Genomic DNA, 17,818 nt, shown 5'->3' with positions numbered 1-17,818 from the left:
GCTCATCTCCGCGGGCTCGGCATGGAGGCGAGCTCCCGGGCGACGCGGCTCGCCCCCTGCCCGTCCACCAGCCTCCGCCCCGCCGCGCCGAGCTTCTCCCGCAGCGCCGCGTCGGCGGCCAGGCACCCGAGGTGCCTTGCCACGGTCGCGCCGAGATCAGGATGATCGGCTGAGCCGGCCGCCAGCGCGGCGCCGGCACGCTCGAAGGCTGCAGCGTTCGGCCTCTGGTTCGGCGCCATGGTCAGGGAGACGATGGGTGTTGCGGTCGCCGCCAGCTCGTAGAGCGTCATCCCGGCGCCGGAGATGGCGACGTCCGCGGCGAGCATCAGGGACCTGAGCGCCGAGACGCCCCGATGGACGATCACCCGGGCGTCCTCGATGGCGTCGGCCACTCCCTCGCCGGCGAACGGCCCCACTGGCACATCGACCGCGGCCGTGCCGAGGGACAATGCCGCCTGCACGACCGCTCGGAGCGCCCCCGGATGCGAGCCGCCGCCGAGGGTAACAAGCACGCGCTCCACGGAGGCCCGCGTCCTCCGCTCCGGCGCCGCTGCGTAGGCGGGATCGAGAAGCGCGTAGCGCGGCCCCAGCAGATAGACCGTCTCGGGCAGCCCGCCACGGTACTCGAGATGCTCGGCGTCGATACCGCCGTTGACGACCGTGTGAACCGGCAGCGGGCGGTCGGCGAGGTCGTCGATGACGACCAGCTGGCCCACCAGCGGCCGGAGCAAGTCGAGCAGCGCGCCCGAGACCGCATAGGAATCCACGACGAGCGCTTCGGGGCGCAGGGCGGACACGAGGTCGCGCGCCGCTGCCCCGGCGCTCTCCCAGTCCGTCTCCACGGCGTCGAAGCCGGCCGCCTCGACGGCGCTCGTCACCCGGGCTGCCCGGCCGACCAGAAAGACGACACGGGCGCCGTCCCCGGCGAGGGCCCGAGCCAGGGACAGGCATCGGGCCACGTGGCCCAATCCGATGGCCGGCCCGCCGTGGGTGAGGAAGGCGACGCGCGGTGCGGCGCTCATCGCGCGTAGTACCCCAGAACCTTGCGGAGAGCCGTCAAGACATCATCCACGTCGGCGTCGGTCATGGCGGGGAAGAGTGGCAGGGTCAGGAGACGCTCATAGGCGGCCTCGGCCTGCGGGCAGAGGCCCCGGCGGTAGCCGAGCCCCTCGTAGTACGGGTGCCAGTAAGCCGGGACATAGTGCACGGCCGCCCCGATGCCTTCGGCGCGCAGTGCGGCCAGGATGGTGTCACGGTCGGCGCTGATCCGCTCGGTCTCCAGCAGGACGGGGAAGATGTGCCAGGCGTGCCGGCCGTGCGGCAGGACAGCGGGGACCTTCACGGCGTCCACCCGGCCGAGCGCGGCCGAATAGCGCTCGGCGACACGGACCCGGCGCTTGAGGAGCGACTCGAGCTTGGCCAGCTGCGAGAGGCCGAGCGCGCACTGGAGGTCGGTCAGCCGATAGTTGTAGCCGAGATCGACCATGGGCGAATAGGGCGCCCCGCGCGCGGTCCGCTCGCGGAAGTCGGTTTCGAGTCCGTGGTTGCGGAAGCGCCGGAGGCGCGCCGCCAGGTCGTCGCGGTTCGTCGTAACCATGCCGCCCTCGCCCGTCGTGATGAGCTTGGCGGGGTGGAAGCTGAAGGTCGTGAGATCGGCAATGGCCCCGACGGGGCGCCCCTTGTGGCTGGCGCCGAGCGCATGCGCCGCATCTTCGATCATGGCCAGCCCGCGGGCGCGTGAGATCTCACTCAGCCCATCGAGATCGCACGGCTGCCCCGCGAAGTCCACCGGCAGGATGGCCCGGGTCTTGGGGGTCACGCGCACGGCCACCTCGGCCGGGTCCACGTTGAGCGTGTCGGGCCGGATGTCCGCGAAGACCGGCGTGCCGCCCAGATAGAGCACGACGTTGGCGGAGGCCGCAAAGGTGAGTGGCGAGGTGATGACCTCGTCACCAGGCCCGATCCCCGCGGCGAAGACGGCGGCGTGGAGCGCCGCGGTCCCGGAGCTCACCGCGACGGCGTGCCGTGCTTCCACCACCGAGGCCACGGCCCGCTCGAAGGCCTCGACGGTCGGACCGGTCGTGAGCCAGTCCGAGCGGAGCGCCGCGACGACCGCCTGGACATCGTCGTCCTCGATCGTCTGGCGCGCATAGGGCAGCAGCGTCGCGCGGACAGGCGTACCGCCGTGGATGGCGAGCGCGTCAGCCATCGCCCATCTCCTGCATCTCGGGCCGGGTGAACCACGTCTGGTTCGTGTCGCTCGAGTAGCGGAAGCCTGCCGCGGGCCGCTTGCCGCCGTCGCGGCTCCCGAAGGGCCAGGACGGGTAGAGCGGCTCGAGCACGAACATGCTGTCGTACTCGATGGCCTGGCGGCTCTCGTCCTCCGAGATCAGGATCTCGTGGAGCTTTTCGCCCGGGCGGATGCCGATGAACTCGACCTGGCAGCCGGGCGCGATGGTCTCCACCAGGTCCATCATCCGCATGCTCGGAATCTTGGGCACGAATATCTCGCCTCCCTGCGCGATCCCGGCGCAGCGGATAGCGAATTCCACGCCCTGCTCGAGCCGGATCCAAAAGCGCGTCATGCCGCGGTCGGTCACCGTCACCTTGCCGGTCTCCCGCTGTGCCCTGAAGAGCGGGATGACGCTGCCCCGGCTGCCGATGACGTTGCCGTAGCGCACCACCGCGCACACGGTGCCGCGCGGATGGCCGTACACGTTGGCCTGGACAACGAGCTTCTCGGCGCAGAGCTTGGTCGCGCCGTAGACGTTGATCGGGTTGACCGCCTTGTCGCTGCTGATGGCGATGACCCGCTTGACGCCCTGGTCGATGGCGGCGTCGATGACGTTCTTAGTCCCGATGACGTTGGTCTGGATCGCCTCAAAGGGATTGTACTCGCACGTCGGGATCTGCTTCAGCGCCGCCGCGTGCACGACGATGTCGATGCCGTGCATGGCGCGCTCGAGCCGCTCCTTGTCCCGCACGTCGCCGATGAAGAAGCGGAGCGACGGGTCGCTGAACCGCGCCATCATCTCCGACTGCTTGAGCTCGTCGCGGCTGAAGATCACGAGCCGCTTCGGGTGGTACTTCTGCAGCATGATCTCGACGAACTTGTTGCCGAAGGATCCCGTACCGCCGGTCACCAGCACGGACATCTCCGCCCACTCGAGCCCGCCGTCCACACGCGTCGTCACGATGTCTCCCCCGCTCTACTTGCCGACCGGGCTCAGCACGGTCAGGAGGAAGAGGTTGAACTTCCCGACGTGCCGGTAGAAGTACCGAGCGTCGCGGAAGAGAACCTTGAAGTATTGCTCCATCAGCCCGGGACCGATCAGATGCTTGCCCTCGCGCTCGAGCGCCTCTCGGACCGCCTCGACGTAACCCGCCACGGCGACACGGCCGCGCGGCCCGCCCCCGAGGACTCGCCGCACGCGCTCACGAAATGGCACGGGCGTCCCGGGCTTCTCGACGTTAGCCCACGCCGGCGGGCGATTGACATGGCGAAGGAAACGCTCGAACTCGTCCGTGAACTCGCGCGGGAACTGCGAGTCACAGTAGGTCGTGATGCGAGGGGTGGGTCCGCCTCCGTATCCTTCGTCGCCCTGAACGCCGAGCACTGGGGCGTCCGAGACGCCGTGCAGCCAGTCGATGACCGCGAGCCCACCGGGCCGCAGGACCCGACGGGCCTGGGCCAGGAAGCGCGGAGGATCGTTGATGAAGTACGAAGCGCGGAACAAGGCCAGGACGTCGCACGCGGCGTCCGGCAGACCCTCGAGGGCGTTCAGGTCGAGCGCGTGGACCCCGGGCTCGGTTGGGAACTTGTCGAAAAAGACGACCTCCGGACACGCGGTCCCCAGCGAGTCCCGGAGAAAGGCGATCGGCGGAATCTCCTGCTGGCCCGCCATGCACCAGATCGCGTGGGGACCCGGGTCATGGGCGAGGGCCGCGAGCTTCCCCTGCTGGGCCTCGAACCGCCCGAGGGCGCCGGTGAGCCACTTGAAGTGATCGCGGTCAGAGATCCCCAAGGGCCCCCACCTCCGCGAATTGGAGCCGATAGAGCCTGCCGTACGTCTCGTTGCCCGCAAGGAGCTCCGCGTGGCGACCGATGGCCTCGACCCCGCCGCGGCCGAGCACCACGATCTTGTCGGCGTGCAGAACCGTCGACAGGCGATGGGCGATGACCACGGACGTGGCGCCCTGGACGGCGCGGTCGATGGCCTGCTGCACCAGCCGCTCGGACTCGCTGTCGAGCGAGCTCGTCGCCTCGTCGAGGATGAGGATCGGCGGGCGGCCCACCACGGCGCGCGCGATCGCGATGCGCTGGCGTTGGCCGCCGGAGAGCCGGATGCCGCGGTCACCCACGACGGTCTCGTAGCCGCCAAGGAATTCCTGAATGAAGTCATGGGCGTTGGCCACGCGCGCAGCGCGGACGACCTCGGCTTCCGCGATGCCCTCCCGCCCGTACGTGATGTTGTCGCGGATGGTGGCGTTGAAGAGCAGGGCCTCCTGGGACACCACGCCGAAGAGCTTGCGATAGCTGTCCTGCCGGAGCGTGCGCAGATCCCGCCCGTCGATGGTAATCACGCCCTGGACCGGATCGTAGAGGCGCAGGATCAGGTCGGCGAGCGTGGACTTGCCGACACCGCTCGGGCCCACCAGCGCCACGACCTCACCCTTGCGGATCTCGAGGTTCACCTGCTCGAGAACGGGTTCGCCGCCGTAGCTGAAGGAGACGTCGCGGACGGCGATCCGGTCTTCGAAGGACCCGACCGTCCCGGCTCCGTCGCGGACTTCGGGCGCAAGGGCCAGCAGCTGGATCACCCGGCTCGAGGCGGCCAGCGTCGCCTGGATCTGCGTGTAGGCCCCGGCCAGGAGACCAATCTGCATCATCACCGCGCGCCCGACGTAGAGGAAGAGGAAGAAGGCCGGCGCGCCGAGCCGCCCGGCCAGGAGCTCCCAGGCCGCGAGGAGCAGGATGCTCGCCTCGACGAGGTAGTTGACGAACGCGCGCGCGGGCTCCTCGACGTGCTTGTAGACCCCGAACTTGACGTTGACGCGCAGGACTTCGCGCACCGTGCGGGCGACGCGCCCGATTTCGAAGGCCTCGGCGCCGAACGACTTGACGATGCGGATGCTCAGGATGGCTTCCTGAAGCCGCGCCGCAAGCTCAGCGAAGCTCGAGAACTGGTCCATCGCCAGGCGCCGGATGGGTCCGCGCAGCAGGCGCACGGTGCCGAAATGCAGAACCGCGGCCCCGAGCGCGGCCAGGACCAGCTTCGGGCTCGTGCGGACCATCAGCCAGCCGTAGAAGGCGATGAGGAGCGGGGCGGTCAGGACGGTACCGACGATGGTCTCGAGCCCGCCCGTGGCGGCGCGCGTGTCGGACTCGAGGCGCGAGACCAGCTCGCCCGTGCGGTGTGTGGTGAAGAACCGCATCGAGAGTCCGAGCAGATGGCGGAAGAGGTCCATCTGGAGCGCCGCGCCGGCCCGCACCCGTATCCACAGGGCCAGGATGAAGTTGCCGAAGTCGAGCCACCCTTTAGCGAACCCGACGCCGACGTATGCGGCGCAGAGCCATACGATGGCGCGGAAGCGGTCGTCGCCGGCGCCCGTGCCGAGCCACTGGAGCACGAGAGCGCCCAGGTTGCTCAGGCTCAAGCCGCCGGAGGTGCCGGAGGCGCCCGTGGCCGGGGCGCCCAGGGCCAGGTCCAGGATCGGCGCCATCAGCACGGGGAAGAGGGCGGCCAGCGCCATGGCGAGAAAGCTCGTGATCACGAGCAGAAGGACGGCCGCCCAGTGCGGCGCGAGGTAGGTGCGGAGCAGCCAGGCGAAACGGCTGAGATCCCGGGCGCGCGTCACGGCTGCTCCCCTTCGGAGGTCGCGAGCACGCTGCTGCGCCGGAGCGTGAGGACCTTTTCCGCCGGCACACCGATGGTCAGGAGCTCGGCGACCTGTCCCTCCGGCGGCTCGAAGGTCGCGACCACCACGCCGTCGATCTCCTCGCCGGTAATTTCTGCCAGCCGCCGAACCGGAAAGCCCAGGAAGGCGTCGGCGCCATCCCGCGAGAAGACCCCGACGGGCTCGAGCCCGAGCTCCTTGAGCGTGAGGTAGGCGAGCTCAGCGGCCTCGCCCGTTCCGTACAGCGCGATACGCTTCATGCCGCCCTCAGGCAGCTGGCTCAGCGACTCGCGCAGCGTCTGCCGTGCGCGCCGGTAGAGGCTCAGCGAGTAGGCGACGTGCTCGTAGGTCAGCCGGGTCTTCTCGCTGATGCCCTGCGGCGTCAGGAGGTAGCGGAGACGCTTCCGCGCAGCGGGCTTGCGCGGGAAGTCGGTGATCTTGATGAAACCCTTCCGGGCCAGGCGCTTGAGATAGAGATTGGCCAAGCCGAGGGCGACCCCCATGCGCTCAGCCAGGTCCCGCTGGGTGAGCGGGTGGCCCTCGCTGATAGCGGTGAGGATCTCGAGGTCTCTTTCGAGGTTCTTTTCCATGGGTTTATTAATGTTCAAGAGTTGAACATGGATGGACCCCGACGGTCAAGCGAAATCCTAACGCCAGAGATCGTTCCAACTGTCTAATTTAACAGGATTCCTTGGAGATATTCCGAGGCGGTGTTGATCTGGTGTGGGGGGACCTGGCCCCCTCCTTATATATAATGCGGCGATGCCAAGGCACCCCTGGCTGGCCGTGGGCGCGCTCTTCGCCCTGCTGTGCGCGGTGACGGCCGTGTGGGTCTCGGTCGACCGGCGCCCGCCCGAGTGGGACCACGCCAACCATCTCGAGCGCGCCGTCGAGTGCTACCGCATCCTCTCCGAGCCCGGTCACGACCGGCTGCGGGAGATCCTCGACGTGTCGTCATTCTACCCGCCCATCACGGCATGCGCGGCAGGGCTCCTCTACTTCGTCTTCCCGATCGTGCCCCTCACGGCGCAGGCGGTCATGCTGGGCTTCATGGCCCTGGGGCTCGCGGCGGTCTTCGCCCTCGGCCGCCAGCTCTTCGATTCGGAGACGGGTCTCCTCGCCGCCTTCTTCTTCGCCACCGCGCCATTCGTCATCTTCTCGCTGACGAACTTCCAGCTCGACCTCCCGCTGGCATCCATGGTCGCGGCGGCTCTTTATGCGCTGGTGCGCAGCAAGGGCTTCTCGCGCCCCGGCTGGTGCGTGGCGCTGGGGGTGACGCTCGGACTCGGCATGGTGACGAAGCCGCCGTTCGCCGGCTACGTGCTGCCGGCGTTCTGCTGGACGCTCTGGCAGGCGCTCCGTTCGGTCGACCGCCGGCGGCGACTCGCGTGGCTTGGGGTCGCCCTGGTCGTCGGCGTCGTCATCGCGCTGCCCTGGTACGGGCCGCGCATCGTGGGCCTCCCGATGCAAGCGGCCAACCGGTCGTTCAAGCAGGCCGCAGAGGCGGGACAGGCCGGGTACCTGTCCGCCGAATCCCTCCTCTACTACCCGCGCGTCCTGCCCATGCAGTTCGGCGCGCTCGCGAGCCTGCTGTTCGTGGCGGGCGCCTGGGCCGCCCGCCGGTACCGGAAATCGCGGGCGTTCCTCTGGCTTGCCGGCGTCGTGCCCTTCGTGATGTTTTCGTTGATCCAGAACCGGAACCTTCGCTACACGCTGCCCATTCTCCCCGCGGCGGCGCTCCTGGCGGCGGTCGGTGCCCGCAGCCTGCCGCCCGCGTGGCGGCGCGGCGGCCTCTGGACCTGCGTGCTCGTCGGGCTCCTCCAGATTTCCATGACAGCCTTCGGCGTGCCTGTCCCGCCCCGCGTGCCCGGTGTCGGGATCTCGGTGGCCCTCTACCATCCTCCGAACCGGGCCGACTGGCGCCACGAGGCCGTCATCGCCGATCTCGTTCGCGCTTCGGGTGGACAACCCGCCACTGTCGCGGTCGTCCCGAACTACAACTTCTTCTCGGTCTCGAACTTCCGCTACGAGGCGGCCCGCCTTGGGCTGCCCCTACGCATGACGCGCGCCTGGAACGGGCCGCCGCTCGGCGTGGACTTCGTCATCCTCAAGACGGGCTCGCAGGGTCCGAGCTGGACCGCCGAGAAGCTCGAGAGGCTCAGCGGCGCCATCGCCGGCGGCGATCCGTACCTGGCGGCGATCTATCCCGTGATCGGTGAATACGCGCTGCCGGACGGCAGCCGCGGCATTCTGAGAGCCCGACGCATCCAGCCGCTGACGGGGGTGCCGGCGGCGCGCGTGGCATCGCTGCTCCAGAGCGCGCCTGAGAAGCTCCTGGCCGCCAACTTCGCCGAGGCAGTCGACTTCCGCACCCGTGTCGGTTACAAGCCCGAAGCGCTTCTCAGGGGTGAAGCGGAGCGGCTGGAGATCCTGGCGGACTCGGCGCTGGTGGGAGAGATGGCCCGGCGCGATCGTGCTCCCCTGCGCGTGCGGAACATCCGCATCGACATCGAGGGCCTGCTCTTCGATCCTCGGCGCTTCGTGGAGAATGGCGAGCTTCAGCTTCTGGATGTCGGAGTCATCAGGATCCGTCAGCTTACGATTACGGAAGACGACCTCCGGGAATTGCTCCAGGGGCAGCCGGCCGGCCAAGGCGTGACGCTCCGCCTGCGCGATGGATTCGCGGAGGCCACCATTCAACGGGGGGGCCTGAGGGTCTCGGCGCGTGTAAGGTTCGTCGCGCCGGCGGGAGACCGGCCGCTAGGTATGGAGGTCGCAGACGTGCGCGTGGGCCCCCTGCCTGTCCCTGACGTCCTCGCGAACTGGGTCGTCCGGCATTTCGATCCGACCCTGGCGCTCAAGCGACTGCCGGTGCCGGTGACGGTGGAACCGATCAGGATCAGACCGGGCCGCATCGAGATTGGTGGGCCTGCCCTCGCCGGAATGCAGTGAGCCGGCACCGCGTGTCGGTGAAAAAGCAAGGGCCCCGGCGTTACCGGGGCCTCTTGGATATTCGGACCTTGGGTATTCGAACGGGGTCGCGACCTACGTCAGCTTGACCTTGTCGCCCACGAGGGTGACGAGCCGCACGGCCGTCAACACCTTGATCACCAACCACGAAGGATCGAACTCCGAGCGCCGCACGCTGAACTTCGGGCTCGATGGGTAGGCGTGGTGGTTGTTGTGCAGGCTCTCGCCGCCGGTGAGCCAGGCGAGCAGCCGGATATTGGTGGCGGAGTTGCCCAGGAAGTTCCTCCGCCCCCACCAGTGACCGAGCCCGTTGATCGAGGGCGCCAGCACGAAGACGTAGAGGACGAGGTGGACGGCGACCACGAAGATGCCCCACGCGGGACCGAGGACCAGCATCGCCAGGATCAGTCCGAGGATGCCGCCAAGCGTTCCCTTGGAGAAGATCCGGCGGTCCCACCAGTCCTCGCGGATGTCCTTCGCCCAGCGCGCCAGCGTCTCCGCGTTCCGCGCCTCGCGGATGTAGTAGTAGACGTTGCCGAGCTGGATCTTCCAGAAGCCGTGGACGAGCGGGCTGTGCGGGTCCTTCTCCGTGTCGGTGAAGGCGTGGTGCTTGCGGTGGACGGCGACCCACTGGCGGCGATCCTGGCCGGTGGTGATCCACAGGATGATCCGGAAGAAGAAGTCAGCGATCGGGTGCAGGGTCAGCGCGCGATGCGCCAATCCCCGGTGCAGGTAGATCGAGGTCGCCAGCACGGCGGCCTGGGTCACGACCACCGTGAGAGCTACTGCCAGCATCGCTTTCAGCACGAAGGGGCTCCTTTTGCAATGAGGTCAAGAGCCTGCGCTAGCTCATCATCTTTGGATCGAGGAGATCCCTGAGCCCGTCGCCAAGCAGGTTCAACCCTAGCACAGTCAAAGCTATTGCGGTACCCGGAAACACGGCGAACCAGGGGGACATGCCGAGGAAGGCCTGGGCCTCCCTGAGCATGAGCCCCCACGAAGGGTTCGGCGGCTGGGTGCCGAGTCCGAGATAGGACAGCGCCGCTTCGGCCAGGATCGCGATCGGGAAGCTGATGGACGCCTGGACGATCAGCGGAGCGAGCGTGTTCGGCAGGATGTGGCGCCCGATGACGGCGGCATCTCCCGCCCCCAGCGCGCGGGCGGCCAGAACGAACTCCCGGCCCCTCAGCTCGAGGAAGGCGGCGCGCGTGAGCCGCGCGAAAATCGGCAGGAAGCTGACGCCGATGGCGACCATGGTGATGGCGAGCCCCGGCGTGAACACGGCGGCGATGAGCAGGGCCGACAGGATGGCCGGGAAGCCCTGGACCGCGTCCATAAGCCGCATGAAGACCTCGTCGAGCCAGCCGCCGAAATAGCCGGAAAGCATTCCCAGGAATGCGCCCAGCCCCACGCCGATACCGACGGCGATGACACCCACCAGGATGGCCGTGACGGCTCCCACCATGATCCGCGAGAGGAGGTCGCGGCCGAACTGGTCCGTGCCGAGCGGATGCGCCTCCGACGGGCCCTGGAGCCGCGCCTCCATGGACATCTCGAGCGGGTCGCGCGGCGTGTAGCCCAGGCTCAGCGCCGCCGTGAGCAGCAAGAGCGCCGTGATCGCAAAGCCCACGCTGAACGTGACGTGTCTCAGGGCGCGCCGCAGGGGCCTACTCATAGCGAATGCGGGGGTCCAGTACCCCGTACAGCATGTCGACGGCGGCATTGATCACGACGATTGCCGAGGCGACGAAGAGCACGACACCTTGGACCACCGGCAGGTCGCGCGCGCTAATGGCACCCAGGGCCAGCCGGCCCAGCCCCGGCAGATAGAACACGGACTCCAGGATGATGCTGCCCGCCATGAGCTGGCCCAGCTGGACGCCGGCTACGGTCAGGATGGGGATCATGGCGTTCTTGAGCGCGTGGCGGAAGATCACGGCGCGCTCGGCGACGCCCTTGGCGCGCGCCGTCTTGACGTACTCCTCGCGGAGCACCTCCAAGAGCGCGGAACGGGTGGTGCGCGCGAGGACGGCGAACTGGAAGAGCCCGAGCGCCACGGCCGGCAGGAGGAGCGACTTGAGCGCGTGGCCCACGCCCCGCCCCCAGCCGTCGAAGCCGCCGGCCTGGAACCAGCCGAGCTTCACCGAGAAGAGCAGGATCAGCAGGAGCCCCGCCCAGAAGCCCGGCACGGCGATGCCGAGCTGGGAGAGCGTCATCGCCGCGTAGTCGCCCCAGCGGCGGTGGCGCGTGGCGGCGAAGACGCCGAGGGGAATGGCGGCCGCGACCATGAGCGCCGCCGCCATCAGGGTGAGCGGCAGCGTCACCGAGAGGCGCGACACGATGAGTCCGGCCACTGGGACGTCGTACTGGATCGAGCGGCCAAGGTCGCCCAGGACGGCCCGGCCCGCCCACTCCGCATACTGGACCGGCACGGGCCGGTTGAGGCCGAGGCCCTCGCGAAGCTTCGCGACGGAGTCCGGGCTGGCCTCGATGCCCAGCATGATCAGCGCGGGGTCGCCCGGTAGCACGCGCACGACCATGAAGACCAGCAGCGACACGAAAAGGAGGGTGAGCAGCATCGCGGCCACCCTCCTCAGGACGTAGCGGCGCAACCCGCTCTTCTTACTTCTGCCAGCCGACCTCGGAGAGGTCGAGGGACGGGATCGGCAGGTCCTTCCAGATGCCCGTGACGCCCTTCTTGGTGACGACCAGGCGCGGGTGCATGTACAGCCACACGGCCGGCGCCTCGTCGGCCAGCATCTGCTGCATCTTGACGTACAGCTCCCGCCGCTTCTTGTCGTCCACCGTCACCTCGGACTCCTTGAACAGCGCCTGGAAGTCGGCGTTGTCCCAGCGGAAGTAGTACTTCGGGTTGGCGAAGTTCCCGATGTCCCAGGCTTCCGCGTGGCCAATGATGGACATGTCGTAGTCGGGGTTCTCGCAGGGCTTGAGGCAGAAGACCTGGGCGAGCCACTGGCCCCACTCGATCTGCTGGATCTTGGCCCGGATCCCGACCTTGGCGAGCTGGTTGACGACGACCTCGGCGCTCCGCACCGTGTAGTAGTACTGCGGCGCAACCTTGAACGTCGCCTCGAAGCCGTTCGGGTAGCCGGCGTCGTCGAGGAGCTTCTTGGCCTTGGCCGGGTCGTACGGCTCCCGCTTGGAGACGTCCACGTAGTACGGGTTCAGCGGGTCCACGTTGGAGCCGAGGATCTTGCCGTACCCGAACATGGCTCCCTTGAGCACCTCCTCCTTGTTGATCGCGTGGGTGATGGCGAGCCTCACGCGCTTGTCGGAGTAGGGCTTCTTGGAGTTGTTCATGCTGAGCGTGACGTCGTTGGTGGTGTCGCCCAGGATGACCTGGAAGCGTCCGTCCTTCTTGAGCGCATCCACGTTCTCCGGGCCCAGGCCGAAGGCCGAGACGTCGATGTCGCCCGACTTGAGCGCCGCGAGCGCCGAGTTGGGGTCGGGGATGAAGCGGTACGTGACCTTGTCGAGGCGGGGCAGCCCCTTCTGCCAGTAGTCCTTGTTCTTCACGAGCACGATGCGGTCGCCGCGCGCCCAATCGGCGACCGTGAAGGGGCCCGTGCCGACCGGCTGGGCCTTGAGACTGTCCACCGCTTCCCTCGGATAGATGACCGATCCCTGCCGCGCCACGGTCCAGAGGAAGTTCGCCTCGACCCGCTTGAGCGTCACGCTGATCGTGTAGTCGTCCTTGACGATGACGTCCTGGATGTTCTCGTACTGGACGCGGTAGGGGTGCTTGGTCTCCGGGTTAACCGCGCGGTCCAGCGCGAACTTGACGTCCGCGGCCTTCATCTCGCGGCCATTGTGGAAACGGACGCCTTTGCGAAGAAAGAAAGTGTAGTTTCTGCTGTCGGTCGTGTACCAGCGCTCGGCGAGCCACGGCACGAGCTTGCCGTGCCGGTCCACCTTCACCAGCCCTTCCTGGACGTTGTAGAAGACGACCGTGGCGATCGCCGAGGACGGGTTGGTGGTGAGGTCGAGCCCCGGCGGCTCGGTCGTCACCTGCACCGTGAGTGCGCCCTGGGCCGCCGCCGGCGCCGCCGCGAACAGGAGCGCCAGCAGGGTCAATGCGAGGCCGCGCAGCATTGTCATCGTGTCCCCTCCGTGAAGTAGTCCACCGTCCGCCTCAGGCCCTCGCCGAAATCCACGAGGGGTTCGTAGCCCATGTCGCGCTTGGCCGCGCTGATGTCGGCCAGCGTGTGCGGCACGTCGCCGACCCGCGTCGGCTGGTGTTTCGTCGTCAGCGGGCGCCCGAGGAGACGTGCTAACGAGGCGATGATCTCGAGCAGGCTTGTCCGGCTGCCACAGCCGACGTTGTAGGAGTTGCCCGAGACCGCCGCCGCAGGCGCCGCGGCCGCCAGGAGGTTGGCCGAGACCACGTTGTCGATGTACGTGAAGTCGCGCGACTGCGTCCCGTCTCCGTGGACCTGGAGCGGCTTGCCCTGCCTGCCCCACAGGATGAAGCGCGGGATGACCGCCGCGTACTCGCTCTTGGGGTCCTGTCGCGGGCCGAAGACGTTGAAGTAGCGCAGGCCCACCGTCTCGACACCGAAGAGCCGGCTCCAGACGGACGCGTAGAGCTCACCCGCGACCTTGGACGCGGCGTAGGGCGAGATGGGCGCGGTCGCCTGGTCTTCCCGCTTGGGGAGATCGGTCCTCTCGCCATACACGGAGGACGAGGACGCGTACACCACGCGCGGCTTCTTCTTCTGGCGCGCCGCGGCGACGAGGACGTGGAGCGTCCCGGTGACGTTCGAGGCGTTGGCGCCGAGCGGGTCGGCGACGGAGCGCGGGACCGAGCGCATCGCAGCCTGGTGGAACACCGCCGTCACGCCGCGCACGGCCCGCTCGACGGTCGCGAGGCTCGTGAGATCGCCGCGGATGATCTCGAGCCGCCCGTTCCCCTTCGCGAAGGCGAGCGTGGCCCGGCTGCCCGTCGAGAAGTTGTCGAGCACGCGGACGCGGTGCCCCTGCGCGAGCAGGCGCTCGACCACGTGCGAGCCGATGAAGCCTGCTCCGCCGGTAACGAGGTAGATAGAGGATGACGGCATAGCGAGCGCCCGATTATGGTGGCCGCCCGGGGAAGTTGTCAAACGCGCCGGATCGCGGGCGCGTATGCTCACTTGTACCCAGACCCTGCCTTCTTGTACTCTTCGCGAGGCGGTGAAAAGATGTCGAGCACCACGGCCCGTTTGTCCGGCAGCGCGCGCCCGCCGTGCGGCACGTTCGGGGGCGTCTGCCAGAAGTCGCCGGCCTTGACGTGATGCTCGGCGCCGTCCTGGATGCGGACCCACTCGCCCTCGAGGCAGACGCCCCACTGCTCGTTGGGGTGCGCGTGCACGGGGGAGACGGAGCCCGGCGAGATTTCGACCACGGAGAGCATCAGGTGCTCGCCGGGAAAGACGCGCGCCGAGAGTCCTTCGGCCAGCTGGCGCGGGATGCCGCCCCGCTTGAGGTTGTGAAAGTGCTCGCTGTCGGCCATGACACGCTCCTTGTCGGATAGGTTGCGACGCCAGAGGCAGACATTGTACAGGAGAGCCCGGTGAGACTGTTCTTGGCGATGATGTCCCACGAGACGAACACCTTCAGCAACCTCCCGACCGACCGCGCGCAGTTCGAGGCGCGCAACCTCCACTACGGCGGCGAGATCCTGGAGGCGTTCCGCGACACGGGCACCTGCATCGGCGGCATGATCGACGCGGCCGCCCGCCGCGGGGCGACGCTGATCCCGTCGGTCGCCGCGGCCGCTTCGCCGGCCGGGCTCGTCACGAAGGACATCTACGGGCACGTCAAAGAACGGATGCTCCGTGACCTCAAGGCGGCCGGGAAGGTGGACGGCGTCCTGCTCGATCTCCACGGCGCCATGGTGCCGGAGGGGATGGATGACGGCGAGGGCGACCTCATCGAGGCCGTGCGCGCTGCCGTCGGTCCGGCCGTGCCGATCGCCGTCACCCTCGATTTCCACGGCAACCTCTCGGAGAGCATGGTGCGCGGCGCCGACCTGCTCAACGGCTACAAGACCTACCCGCACGTGGACATGGCCGAGCGCGGGGTCGAGGCGACCGAACAGCTGATCGACATCATCGGCAAGCGCTTGAAGCCCACGGCCGCGCTCCGCAAGCCGCCCCTCCTGCCGCCGCTCGGCAACCAGGGGACGGCGCGCGGGCCGATGCGACGCCTCTATGACCTGGCGGCCGAGATGGAGAAGGACCCGAAGGTCATCTCGATCTCCATCTTCGCCGGGTTCCCGCACGCCGACATCCCGGACGCGGGCTTCGGCGTCTACGTCCTCACCGACGACGACCAGGCGCTGGCGGACCGCCTGGCGGACCGGCTCGCGGACACCGCATGGACGCACCGGCACGAGTTCATCCACACGGCGCTGCCCGTGCGCGAGGCCGTCGCCAAGGCGCTCGCCGCCCCCGGCAAGCCGATCGTGCTGGCCGACATGGCCGACAACACCGGCGGGGGCGCCGCCGGCGACGGCACGGAAATCCTGCGGGAGCTCGTGCGCGTCGGCGCCCGCTCGGCGGTCGTCGCCTGCCTCTGGGACCCGAAGGCCGTCGCCCTGTGCGCCAAGGCGGGTGTCGGCGCCTCGGTGACGCTCGACGTTGGAGGCAAGGTGGACGACAGGCACGGCGCGCCGCTCCGCGTGACGGGCGGGGTCCGCACGCTCTCCGACGGCCGCTTCGTCCACAAGGGGCCCATGGCGCGCGGCCTGCCCGGCCGGCTGGGCACGACGGCCGTCCTCGACGTCAACGACGTCAAGGTCATCCTGATCTCGTACCGCTGGCAGACGCTCGACCCCGAGATGATCCGCTTCGTCGGGATCGACCCGCTCGATCACAAGCTCCTCGTCGTCAAGTCCACGATCCACTACCGGGCCGCCTTCGAGCCCATCGCCAGCGAGATCATCGAGGTGGACGCCCCGGGACTGTCCTCCTCCAACCTCGCGCGCTTCGACTTCAAGCGGATCCGGCGGCCGATCTTCCCGCTGGATCCGGACACGACGTACCGCTGAGGAGGCCCCGGCATGGCGTTCCCAGGCTTCACCCCGACCGACTTCAAGGTCTTCGACATCGAGGGCATCAAGCCGCGCATGGAGGCCATCAAGTCGCGCATCCGCCCCAAGCTCGAGGCGATCGGCCGTGACCTCTTACCCGACGTGGCGCGCATCGCGGGCGATCAGGCCTTCGCCCACGTCGCCAGACACGCGCGCCGGACCGTCAATCCTCCAAATGACACGTGGGTCGCCTTCGCGCTCGACAAGCGGGGCTACAAGAAGCACTGCCACTTCAAGGTGGCGGTCTCCCGCGGCGCGGTGCGCTTCCTCTTCGAAGCGGGTCCCGAGCACGCCGGCAAGAAGCGCTGGGCGGCGGCGTGGAAGCGCCAGGGGCCCAAGCTCGCGCCCGTCCTGAGGCGCGCCAAGGGCCTCGCGTGGTTCAAGAACGAGCACGACGAGGCGCCGGCGGCCGTTCTGGCCGACCTGCCGCCCGAGCACGTCGCGCGGCTGGGCGACGAGCTCACGCGCACGCGCGACGGCCAGGTGGTGCTGGGGCGCGCGGTGCCGGCCCAGGAGGCCGCAGGGTGGAAGCCCCGCGACTACGTCCGCGCCGCGCGCGAGACGTTCCAACTGCTCGCGCCGCTGTACCGGCTCAAGTGATGTCATCCGCGACCCAGGCAGATGAGTGAGGCCGCCATTTTCGATATGGATGGCGTCCTGATCGACTCGGGCGTCCACCACCGCGCCGCGTGGCAGGCGCTGCTCGCCGAGCTCGGCGAGGAGCCGGCGCACCCGGAGTACTGGCGCCTCACCATCGGGCGCCCGAGCGAGGAGGCCGTGCCCCTGCTCCTCGGCCGCCGCGTCCCGAAGCACGAGGCCCGGCGGCTCGCGCGGCGCAAGCGCGACCTTTACGTGGACTTTTCGCGCGGCGGTGTCGTCTCGGTGCCCGGCGTCCGGGATTTCGTCGCGGCGCTCTCGCGACTCGGCATCCCGCGCGCGGTCGGCACCTCGGCCTCGCGCTTCGACCTGGATCGGCTGCTCGTGGGAGTGGGGCTCCGCCGCCACTTCGACGTCATCGTGACGGCCGACGACGTAACGCTGGGAAAGCCCGATCCGGAGGTCTACGAGCTGGCGGCCGCGCGGCTCAGGGTCCCGCCCGACGCCTGCATCGTCTTCGAGGACTCGCTGGTCGGCGTCGAGGCGGCGCGGCGCGCGGGCATGCGCGCGGTCGGTGTCACCACCGCCCACAGCGAGACGGAGCTGCGGGAGGCCGGGGCCGAGCGAGCCATCGCCGATTTCGAGGGTCTCGAATGGAAGAGCCTCGCAGCCGGGTAAGCGCGGCCGCCTACTGGGAAGGGCTCTACGCCGAGCGGCAGGACGGCTGGGAGCTCGGCGAAGCCGCTCCCTCGCTCCAGGCCTGCCTCGCCTCGGGCCGCCCGTTCACGCCCGGCGCGCGCGTCGCCGTCCCCGGGTGCGGGCGCGGCCATGACGCGAGGCTGCTCGCGCGGCACGGCTTTGCCGTCACGGGCTTCGATTTCGCCGAGGCCGCCGTGACGGAAGCGCGGCAGCTGGCTTCGCGCGAGCGACTTGCGGCCGCCTTCGAGCGGCGCGACGTCTTCACGCTCGCGTCCGACCACGGCGGTCTCTTTGACGCGGTCTGGGAGTACACCTGCTTCTGCGCCATCGACCCCGACCGCAGGGCGGAGTACGCGCGCACGCTTCACGACATCCTCAAGCCGGGGGGCACGCTCCTCGCCTGCTTCTACCCTTTAAAGGATGGTACGGACGGCCCGCCCTTCCCGGTCTCCCGGCCGGGCATCGAGACCGCCCTCGATCCCTTCTTCGAGATCGTCGAAGCGGGGCCTCCCCCGGTCTCGCCCGAGCGCCGCCGCGGGCTCGAGTGGCTCGTCCTGGCCGAGC

17 protein-coding genes are annotated in these 17,818 nt (G+C 69.0%); 5 read left to right on the top strand and 12 right to left on the bottom strand.

Annotated features, from left to right (window positions below; genetic code table 11):
• Positions 1-2: 2 nt before the first annotated feature.
• The 6 genes from VGV06_05910 to VGV06_05885 are packed head-to-tail and all read right to left on the bottom strand — an operon-like array spanning position 3 to position 6,488.
• Positions 3-1,022 carry a hypothetical protein gene (locus VGV06_05910; protein HEV2054695.1) on the bottom strand — a complete coding sequence of 340 codons (1,020 nt, stop codon included), beginning with the start codon at positions 1,020-1,022 and terminating at the stop codon, positions 3-5.
• Complete coding sequence (pseC, locus tag VGV06_05905) at positions 1,019-2,209, bottom strand: UDP-4-amino-4,6-dideoxy-N-acetyl-beta-L-altrosamine transaminase (protein HEV2054694.1); 1,191 nt, start codon at positions 2,207-2,209, stop codon at positions 1,019-1,021. Before pseC ends, VGV06_05910 begins: the two co-directional genes overlap by 4 nt.
• On the bottom strand, positions 2,202-3,155 hold the full coding sequence (gene pseB / locus VGV06_05900) for a UDP-N-acetylglucosamine 4,6-dehydratase (inverting) (GenBank protein HEV2054693.1): 954 nt from the start codon (positions 3,153-3,155) through the stop codon (positions 2,202-2,204). Before pseB ends, pseC begins: the two co-directional genes overlap by 8 nt.
• A gap of 54 nt (positions 3,156-3,209) precedes the next feature.
• On the bottom strand, positions 3,210-4,025 hold the full coding sequence (locus tag VGV06_05895) for a methyltransferase domain-containing protein (GenBank protein HEV2054692.1): 816 nt from the start codon (positions 4,023-4,025) through the stop codon (positions 3,210-3,212).
• Positions 4,012-5,859 (bottom strand): ABC transporter ATP-binding protein, encoded by a 1,848-nt coding sequence (locus tag VGV06_05890; GenBank protein ID HEV2054691.1) that lies wholly within the window; start codon positions 5,857-5,859, stop codon positions 4,012-4,014. Before VGV06_05890 ends, VGV06_05895 begins: the two co-directional genes overlap by 14 nt.
• Entirely contained in the window at positions 5,856-6,488 is a 633-nt protein-coding gene (locus tag VGV06_05885; protein HEV2054690.1) for a winged helix-turn-helix transcriptional regulator, read from the bottom strand. The genes VGV06_05890 and VGV06_05885 overlap by 4 nt, the downstream gene beginning before the upstream one ends.
• Positions 6,489-6,660: 172 nt before the next feature.
• Between VGV06_05885 and VGV06_05880 the strand changes: the two genes are divergently transcribed.
• Positions 6,661-8,850 carry an LmeA family phospholipid-binding protein gene (locus VGV06_05880; GenBank protein ID HEV2054689.1) on the top strand — a complete coding sequence of 730 codons (2,190 nt, stop codon included), beginning with the start codon at positions 6,661-6,663 and terminating at the stop codon, positions 8,848-8,850.
• A 93-nt stretch (positions 8,851-8,943) separates the two neighbouring features.
• Here the strand turns inward: VGV06_05880 and VGV06_05875 are convergent, their stop codons facing one another.
• From VGV06_05875 to VGV06_05850, 6 genes are all read right to left on the bottom strand, one after another.
• Positions 8,944-9,675 (bottom strand): fatty acid desaturase, encoded by a 732-nt coding sequence (locus tag VGV06_05875; protein HEV2054688.1) that lies wholly within the window; start codon positions 9,673-9,675, stop codon positions 8,944-8,946.
• Positions 9,676-9,712: 37 nt separating this feature from the next.
• Positions 9,713-10,543 carry an ABC transporter permease gene (locus tag VGV06_05870; GenBank protein HEV2054687.1) on the bottom strand — a complete coding sequence of 277 codons (831 nt, stop codon included), beginning with the start codon at positions 10,541-10,543 and terminating at the stop codon, positions 9,713-9,715.
• A complete protein-coding gene (locus VGV06_05865) occupies positions 10,536-11,480 on the bottom strand; it encodes an ABC transporter permease (GenBank protein HEV2054686.1) in 945 nt (314 codons plus the stop codon). Before VGV06_05865 ends, VGV06_05870 begins: the two co-directional genes overlap by 8 nt.
• A 10-nt stretch (positions 11,481-11,490) precedes the next feature.
• Positions 11,491-12,987: an ABC transporter substrate-binding protein gene (locus VGV06_05860; GenBank protein ID HEV2054685.1), complete on the bottom strand. Its 1,497-nt coding sequence runs from the start codon at positions 12,985-12,987 to the stop codon at positions 11,491-11,493.
• A complete protein-coding gene (locus VGV06_05855; GenBank protein HEV2054684.1) occupies positions 12,984-13,946 on the bottom strand; it encodes an NAD-dependent epimerase/dehydratase family protein in 963 nt (320 codons plus the stop codon). The genes VGV06_05860 and VGV06_05855 overlap by 4 nt, the downstream gene beginning before the upstream one ends.
• 68 nt (positions 13,947-14,014) lie before the next feature.
• Positions 14,015-14,377 (bottom strand): cupin domain-containing protein, encoded by a 363-nt coding sequence (locus VGV06_05850; protein HEV2054683.1) that lies wholly within the window; start codon positions 14,375-14,377, stop codon positions 14,015-14,017.
• Positions 14,378-14,437: 60 nt separating this feature from the next.
• Here VGV06_05850 and VGV06_05845 point away from each other — a divergent pair, with 60 nt between their 5' ends.
• The 4 genes from VGV06_05845 to VGV06_05830 form a co-directional block, all read left to right on the top strand.
• Entirely contained in the window at positions 14,438-15,916 is a 1,479-nt protein-coding gene (locus VGV06_05845; GenBank protein HEV2054682.1) for a M81 family metallopeptidase, read from the top strand.
• A 12-nt stretch (positions 15,917-15,928) separates the two neighbouring features.
• A complete protein-coding gene (locus tag VGV06_05840; protein HEV2054681.1) occupies positions 15,929-16,558 on the top strand; it encodes a DUF1054 family protein in 630 nt (209 codons plus the stop codon).
• Positions 16,559-16,579: 21 nt separating this feature from the next.
• A complete protein-coding gene (locus tag VGV06_05835; protein HEV2054680.1) occupies positions 16,580-17,233 on the top strand; it encodes an HAD family phosphatase in 654 nt (217 codons plus the stop codon).
• The coding region (locus VGV06_05830; GenBank protein ID HEV2054679.1) for a methyltransferase domain-containing protein at positions 17,209-17,818 on the top strand (610 nt) is incomplete at its 3' end. The genes VGV06_05835 and VGV06_05830, both read left to right, overlap by 25 nt.

This window comes from Candidatus Methylomirabilota bacterium (assembly GCA_035936835.1).
GTDB lineage: Bacteria > Methylomirabilota > Methylomirabilia > Rokubacteriales > CSP1-6 > AR37.
Note: the sequence above shows the minus strand (reverse complement) of the source record. Positions and strands in the feature narration are given on the sequence as shown.

Coding starts and splice junctions, on each gene's coding strand:
- VGV06_05910 (HEV2054695.1), bottom strand. CDS start 1,022: ATGAGCGCCGCACCGCGCGTCGCCTTCCTCACCCACGGCGGGCCGGCC.
- pseC (HEV2054694.1), bottom strand. CDS start 2,209: ATGGCTGACGCGCTCGCCATCCACGGCGGTACGCCTGTCCGCGCGACG.
- pseB (HEV2054693.1), bottom strand. CDS start 3,155: ATGTCCGTGCTGGTGACCGGCGGTACGGGATCCTTCGGCAACAAGTTC.
- VGV06_05885 (HEV2054690.1), bottom strand. CDS start 6,488: ATGGAAAAGAACCTCGAAAGAGACCTCGAGATCCTCACCGCTATCAGC.
- VGV06_05880 (HEV2054689.1), top strand. CDS start 6,661: ATGCCAAGGCACCCCTGGCTGGCCGTGGGCGCGCTCTTCGCCCTGCTG.
- VGV06_05870 (HEV2054687.1), bottom strand. CDS start 10,543: ATGAGTAGGCCCCTGCGGCGCGCCCTGAGACACGTCACGTTCAGCGTG.
- VGV06_05860 (HEV2054685.1), bottom strand. CDS start 12,987: ATGACAATGCTGCGCGGCCTCGCATTGACCCTGCTGGCGCTCCTGTTC.
- VGV06_05855 (HEV2054684.1), bottom strand. CDS start 13,946: ATGCCGTCATCCTCTATCTACCTCGTTACCGGCGGAGCAGGCTTCATC.
- VGV06_05850 (HEV2054683.1), bottom strand. CDS start 14,377: ATGGCCGACAGCGAGCACTTTCACAACCTCAAGCGGGGCGGCATCCCG.
- VGV06_05840 (HEV2054681.1), top strand. CDS start 15,929: ATGGCGTTCCCAGGCTTCACCCCGACCGACTTCAAGGTCTTCGACATC.
- VGV06_05835 (HEV2054680.1), top strand. CDS start 16,580: ATGAGTGAGGCCGCCATTTTCGATATGGATGGCGTCCTGATCGACTCG.